Origin of the sequence: Novosphingobium guangzhouense, from assembly GCF_002896965.1 — a bacterium.
In the GTDB taxonomy this organism is placed as follows: domain Bacteria; phylum Pseudomonadota; class Alphaproteobacteria; order Sphingomonadales; family Sphingomonadaceae; genus Novosphingobium; species Novosphingobium guangzhouense.
The window spans coordinates 1-5,854 of the sequence record NZ_LYMM01000092.1 but is presented as its reverse complement, the minus strand read 5'-3'; the positions used below and the strand labels follow the sequence as shown (position 1 = coordinate 5,854).

Here is a 5,854-nt window from a genome sequence, read left to right as displayed (position 1 = left end):
TGGCATCAGTCCGGTTTCCCTTCTGGTGCCCGTCAGGGCACGCCAAGCCCTTGGATCGCACAAGACTGCCCCCAACCGCTCCCCTGCGCTCTACGAGCCGGAAATCGCCTTCTACACCCTCTGATAGCCAATTGGGGCCTTGCAGCCTTGCACAACGTGGAAGGAGTAGGATTCCTATCCGAGTACACCCAACGCGTGCCGCGACTAGCGGTACTCATTGTTCACTTTTTGTTCTGCTCTAAAGGGGTTGCTTCGCCAGCGCTTAAGTCCGCGCTTGCACCCCCTTTAGATTACATAGAAGGGGCGGAAAAAACACATAACAAAATCAACGAGTTAGCAGGGGGGGGTGCGTCACCAGCTATGACGCACCCCTGCGTCACCAGCTATGACGCACCCCTGCGCCATCCTTGGCAATCTATTTACACTCTATGTCCAATTTATTGACTTGAAATGGGTCGAATAAACCGCCATCCGTGTCAAATTATTGGACAAGGATGGCGCACCCCTGCGCCATCTGCGGAGGGTTTTGAAAATGTCCGAGTTGGTGAAGCGACAACCACCAGGCCACTGGGTTCAAACAGAGCGGGCAGCCCATGAAGCATGGGCTAGTCTGATCGAGAAAGCCCCTAAAGCTGCCCAGCTAATGCACATCCTAACCGCACGAGTTGGTGAGCATAATGCTGTTGTCGTAAGTCAAAAGACCTTGGCAGCATTGATGAAATGCAGCCGTCGCACAGTTCAACGCGCCGTGGATGTTTTAGCCGAGGATCGTTGGATAGAGATACGTCAGATTGGGGAAAATGGCACCGTAAATGCCCACATCATCAATGATCGGGTAGCATGGTCGGGTAAGCGTGACGGCCTGCGCTACTCGCTGTTCAGTGCTGCGGTCATCATATCGGAAGCGGAACAACCTGACTTTGAGGAACTGGGCCAACAGGCGCCGCTCCGCCGTTTGCCATCATTATTCCGAGATGAGCGCCAATTACCAAGCGGCCCCGGCACTCCCCCGCCAGCGCAGCCATTCCTTGACGGTATGGAACCAGACTTGCCTGCCACCCAACAGCCGGAACCTGACCCAGCGATGCAGGAGGAACTCTCCCAGCTAGTCACGGGCCTAGGTAACAAACTCCGTGCATCCGATACATCGCCCGATGATGATGCAACCGGTATATAGATACTATACAGGACAACTTAACAGCGAGTGACACTATGAGTATCACCCTAAGAGAAGCGTCGGAAAAGGTCGGTGTCACCCGCCAAACGCTCATGAAAGCAATCAAGACAGGCCGTGTTTCTGGACAAAAATCAGATAATGGCGAGTGGCGGATTGAGCCTGTCGAACTGTTCCGCGTATGGCCCCCTGTAAATGAGGTGCAGCAACCTTTACAGCCCGATATAACAGGTAGTGACACCCCCGGTTTACAGGCTGAAAACAGGCTGTTGCGTGAGCAGGTTGCGGAACTGCGTGAAGAACGGAACGCTTGGCGAGAACAGGCGCAACGGCTTGCCCTGACCGATCAGCGCGCTGCCCCTCAACCTACTCCACAGCGCGGTTTCTGGTCGCGCCTGTTCAGCCGCCAGGGCGACAGCCCTAGCGGCGAGGAATAAACCATGGATGCTCCAACCGGCCCTTTATGGTCCCAAAAGCAGGCCATTGCCTATGAGGTCGCGCTGGAGGCCATCAACGATGTGATCGCGGGATATAGTGAACAGATCGCGCTAGAGCAGACCCATCCCGCGCCGAACACAGCCCGAATTACTTGGCTGGAAATGCGAACCGATCAGGCCGTTTCAGTCCACCACTCGCTTAACGTGTGCGATGACGGCAACGTGCAGCAGGTAATTTCAGAATTTAGTGCCATCGTCCGCGCAAGGGATGAAGGGCGCTGATCCTAATGGAACCTGTCGCAAAACGCCTGTTCCTCGTCCATTTTGGGACTGTTTAGGCGGCATTTCTGACCATTCTGCCAGAATCTATATCAGGCCCGGTCGAGGGCATCGAAAAACCGGGGAGCACGCTTGCGCTGAAGCACGCTTCACCTTAAATCAACAAATGTTGATTTAAGGTGAAGCTGATGATGTCACATGCTCCTGCCGATCTTAAGCGGAAGCGGGGTCGCCCTCGACAGGACGAGGGGCCTGATCCTGAGCAAATCCTAAAAGCGGCGCTTTCGGCGTTCGCAAAATATGGTTGGGCGGGAACCGATCTCCGCAAGATCGCCAAAGTAGCCGGCGTAGATTCGTCTCTCATCGTGCGTCGATACGATGGGAAAATGGGGTTGTGGCGCGCTATAGTAGATAATGTTTCATGTACGTTGAAGCGATGGCAGGCAATGGACGAGCAGACCGACTTGCCGGTACGCGATCGACTGTGCCTGATGATTGAAGGCTTTGTCGGTATCAGTCTTGATCAACCAGACCTTGGTCGTTTTTTCATCGATCAAATATCCGAGGTCGGCGAGCGTCGAACTTATGTGATCGAGCAAATCTGGTCTGTCCATCGTGGCCTCGTGATGCCTCTGCTCAAGGAGGCCGAAGCCGAAGGCGTATTGCCGCCGGGATGCAACGCCGACATATATCATTCCATTCTTGTCGGAGCGGTTGCCATGCCCTTGCTGACTCGAACCGTATCCCTCCCAGGCATCGATACTGCCCAGCAACGGGAAGCCTTTTTGCATAACATCCTGTCCTTGTTTGCTATGCGCGAGAGCGCAACGCATGGTGGCCGTCCTTAGGATGGATGAATTCCTTGTCAGGAATCACATGAATCCGCGCATGGCTGACCGGCACACTCACGACCGCGCCGCCGCCGCGATCTGGCTGCACGAAAAACCCTGCCGGATTGGGAATATGCACGAAAACCCCGATTTCAGGGTTTTCCGTCATCCTCATCGGCTCATGCCACGATCACGTTGCAGGACCAGCTCGCGCTCATGGAGCAACTGGCCCACCGCGCGCGCCATCTGGGGTTCGCGCTGGATCCGCTCGATGTAGAGATCCTTCGTGTGCTGGTTCGCTCCGTTATAGGCATCCACCGCCTTGCGGAGTGCCTCCGGGGTCGCCTTCCAGTCGCTATTATGGTCGCCATAGCCATGGCCGCCCGCCTCGCGCTTCCCGGCAATGGTCCTGAACTTCTCCGCCACCTTCTCACGGTCCTGCGCCTGCTGGCGTTCCTGTGCCTGCTCACGGGTGCGCTCGGCGACAAGCCGCTCCTGACGCTGCGCCTCGGCTGCATCGCGCCGATCGCGATCGACCGCGCCGCTCAAGGTGGCGGCGAACGCATGCAGCCTGCCCGATATCCGCAGCCCTGCATCGCGCAGCCACTCGGTCCCCCGCTCGATATACTGGCGCAGGCCCCGCTGCTCGATGACGCCGGCGTTGTGCTGGCCCACCATCGTTACCGGCTCATAGGCCCGCCCCTCCCGCATGGCCTGATGCTCGGCACGGCGTTCCATCGCCGTCGCGCTCGGCCCCATATGCACGGTCGCCTCCTGCTCGATTCCGCGCCGCTGGTGGCTGCGATGGTCCACCCGCTCCGGGACGTTCGCCCGTTCCAGCGCCGCATTCTGCATCTCGGCCCACCGGCCACGCCAGCGCTCGATCTCCCCGCTCGTCTTCTGGTCCAGTTCGCGGGTCTTCGCGCCCAGCCCTTCCGGGCCGATCCGCCGCGTCGTCGTCAGCAGATGGGCGTGGTGGTTGCGATGGTCGCCCTCGCGACCTGGTGCGTGGATCGCCACGTCCACCGCCACCCCATGCCGCTCGCTGATCTCCCGTGCGAGGCCCAGCGCAAGCTCGCGCCGCGCCTCGGCCGACAACTCGGCGGGCAGTGCGATTTCATATTCGCGGGCGACGGTCGAGTTCTTGCGCGTCTCTGCCTGCTCGGCGGCGTTCCAGAGCACGGCCCGGTCACTGGCCCACGCCGGGGCGTCGGCGGGCACGACAAGGGCGTTATGTTCGACGCCCTGCTTGCGGGTGTAATCGTGGACGAGGCCGGTGCGCTCGTCCGTGATTTCTACACCCGCACGATAGGCTGCCGCTGCCGTCGCGCTGCGACCGGCGGAACGGCCTATCGTCTTCACCGCAAGATGGAAACTCGCCATCGCCGCGCCCTTGCTAGCCATGCGGGAGCATGGCGCGGGCGACAGCCCGCTGGGGTTCAGGGGTATCCCCTGACGCACGCAAACGCAAGTTTGCATAAGTGCGCCCTTCCTCTCTTTCGCTCGGTCGGGTCCGGTGCTATCAGTATCGCACAGCGAAAGGATTGACCATGGCTGCTCCAACGCCAGAGGCTATCGAAACCGCCCGTCGCAAGGTCCAGCAGGCCAAGGCCCGGTTGCAGGCATTGGAAGCCCGCGCCGCTACCCTGAACCGCAAGGCCGATGCCCGCCGCAAGATCATCCTTGGCGGTTTGCTCCTCGATGCCGCCATGAAAGACCCCGCATGGGAATCCCACCTCAATGACCTGATGAGCCGGATCAGCCGCGATCAGGACCGGAAGACGTTCGAGGGCTGGACCTTCAAGGGTGGCCCCGCCGATGCCTGATCCCTTCGACCCTGCCGAGTTTGATGCTCCCCCTCCCTCCGATCCCGGCGCAGACTATCGCACCCTGCTCGACGCCATGCGCAAGGCCGGGGCCGAAGGGGTCGCCCAGCAGGTCGCCGCACTGGCCCAGAAGATCGAGCAGGACGCCCACCAGCGCGCCGAATGGACCGCACAGGCAGGCGTGGGGGTCAATGCCCTCCACCGGGCCGCTGGGGAACTTCAGCGGGTCAGCGCAGGGGTCTGGTGGGATCGCCTGAAGGAATGGATCACCGCCGCCCTCATCGGGCTGGGACTGATCTTCGCCGCGGCCCTCGCCTATCGCTGGGCGCAGGAACCCAAGATCGAGCGCCAGCTATACGGATGCACCGCCAAATGGGACGCCAAAGCCCAGACGTGCAAAGGAAAGTGGGTGCCCCTCTACGAGCAGCAGCCCTGATTTAGCGCGATAATTGATATTCGCGGACAAGGATCGATGCAGGGACATGCCATGCCCGTTCGATTTTGCGGATCATGTGGAGGGTCAGCCCCCGCTTGCGGGCCAGAACCTCGGTCGCGCGCGATTGCCCGATCAGGGACGCCAGATCGGCGCGGGTGCGCCCTTCCGCCTCCATGGCCGCTTCAATCGCTTCCACCGGGTCCAGCTTGTCGACCGGCCACCGCTTCCGCTCATATTCATCGACCAGGGTTGCCAGCACATCGAGACGATCCTCGTCCGCGCTGCCCGCTTCCGCGCTCCAGAGAGCGCGGATTCCATCGACCGCCGCCCGATGGTCGTCATCATTCCTGATAGGTCTGATATCCATTTGCCTGTCCTTCAAAACTGATCGACGGTCGCGGCGTCGATGCGGTCATATTCAGCATGTGTCCCAATAAACTTTATGAAAGCGATCCCTCGCCGGAAATGGAACGCAACGATCATTCTATGATCGCCGCCCGCCACTTCAAATCTAACCCGTTCCGCCGTCACCGTTTTTGCTTTTGAAAAATCGGCCATGACTTCGATTGTCGAAGACCAGTCCGCATTTTCTGCAACCTCTAGCCAATGTGTCAATGACGCACGGGTCAGGGGATGCGTCGCGAAATAGGCTACGATGTTTTTGCGGGCGATGATCCTCATGAGCAGGCTATGTCATTTCCCATTATGGGAAACAACCCCTTAATTCCCATATTGGGAAGCTGTAGAAACTGGCATCAGTCCGGTTTCCCTTCTGGTGCCCGTCAGGGCACGCCAAGCCCTTGGATCGCACAAGACTGCCCCCAACCGCTCCCCTGCGCTCTACGAGCCGGAAATCGCCTTCTACACCCTCT

10 protein-coding genes are annotated in these 5,854 nt (G+C 59.5%); 6 read left to right on the top strand and 4 right to left on the bottom strand.

What is annotated here, in order from left to right; genetic code table 11:
* Positions 1-532 precede the first annotated feature (532 nt).
* The 4 genes from A8V01_RS25805 (at position 533) to A8V01_RS25790 (ending at position 2,738) form a co-directional block, all read left to right on the top strand.
* The gene (locus A8V01_RS25805; RefSeq protein WP_062793240.1) at positions 533-1,177 is read left to right on the top strand and encodes a helix-turn-helix domain-containing protein; all 645 of its coding nucleotides are present in this window, start codon (positions 533-535) and stop codon (positions 1,175-1,177) included.
* Between the two features lie 35 nt (positions 1,178-1,212).
* Positions 1,213-1,611 (top strand): hypothetical protein, encoded by a 399-nt coding sequence (locus A8V01_RS25800; RefSeq protein ID WP_081570640.1) that lies wholly within the window; start codon positions 1,213-1,215, stop codon positions 1,609-1,611.
* A gap of 3 nt (positions 1,612-1,614) precedes the next feature.
* On the top strand, positions 1,615-1,893 hold the full coding sequence (locus A8V01_RS25795) for a hypothetical protein (RefSeq protein WP_037467942.1): 279 nt from the start codon (positions 1,615-1,617) through the stop codon (positions 1,891-1,893).
* 185 nt (positions 1,894-2,078) lie between these two features.
* Positions 2,079-2,738, top strand: a complete 660-nt coding sequence (locus tag A8V01_RS25790; protein WP_170066077.1) for a TetR/AcrR family transcriptional regulator — start codon at positions 2,079-2,081, stop codon at positions 2,736-2,738.
* Here the strand turns inward: A8V01_RS25790 and A8V01_RS25785 are convergent.
* Together A8V01_RS25785 and mobQ are read right to left on the bottom strand one after the other, a co-directional pair.
* Positions 2,701-2,889 carry a hypothetical protein gene (locus A8V01_RS25785; protein ID WP_103099109.1) on the bottom strand — a complete coding sequence of 63 codons (189 nt, stop codon included), beginning with the start codon at positions 2,887-2,889 and terminating at the stop codon, positions 2,701-2,703. The two genes, A8V01_RS25790 and A8V01_RS25785, sit on opposite strands and share 38 nt — an antisense overlap.
* A gap of 2 nt (positions 2,890-2,891) precedes the next feature.
* Entirely contained in the window at positions 2,892-4,124 is a 1,233-nt protein-coding gene (gene mobQ / locus A8V01_RS25780) for a MobQ family relaxase (protein ID WP_231568057.1), read from the bottom strand.
* 146 nt (positions 4,125-4,270) lie between these two features.
* Between mobQ and A8V01_RS25775 the strand changes: the two genes are divergently transcribed.
* Both A8V01_RS25775 and A8V01_RS25770 read left to right on the top strand, forming a co-directional pair.
* Positions 4,271-4,546: a hypothetical protein gene (locus A8V01_RS25775; protein WP_037467949.1), complete on the top strand. Its 276-nt coding sequence runs from the start codon at positions 4,271-4,273 to the stop codon at positions 4,544-4,546.
* Positions 4,539-4,982, top strand: a complete 444-nt coding sequence (locus A8V01_RS25770; protein ID WP_037467948.1) for a hypothetical protein — start codon at positions 4,539-4,541, stop codon at positions 4,980-4,982. Before A8V01_RS25775 ends, A8V01_RS25770 begins: the two co-directional genes overlap by 8 nt.
* Before the next feature lies 1 nt (position 4,983).
* Here A8V01_RS25770 and A8V01_RS25765 read toward each other — a convergent pair whose 3' ends face one another.
* Together A8V01_RS25765 and A8V01_RS25760 are read right to left on the bottom strand one after the other, a co-directional pair.
* Positions 4,984-5,349, bottom strand: a complete 366-nt coding sequence (locus A8V01_RS25765) for a helix-turn-helix domain-containing protein (protein ID WP_037467945.1) — start codon at positions 5,347-5,349, stop codon at positions 4,984-4,986.
* Between the two features lie 11 nt (positions 5,350-5,360).
* Positions 5,361-5,663, bottom strand: coding sequence for a type II toxin-antitoxin system HigB family toxin (locus A8V01_RS25760; protein WP_021226795.1), 303 nt, complete (start codon positions 5,661-5,663; stop codon positions 5,361-5,363).
* Between the last annotated feature and the right edge of the window lie 191 nt (positions 5,664-5,854).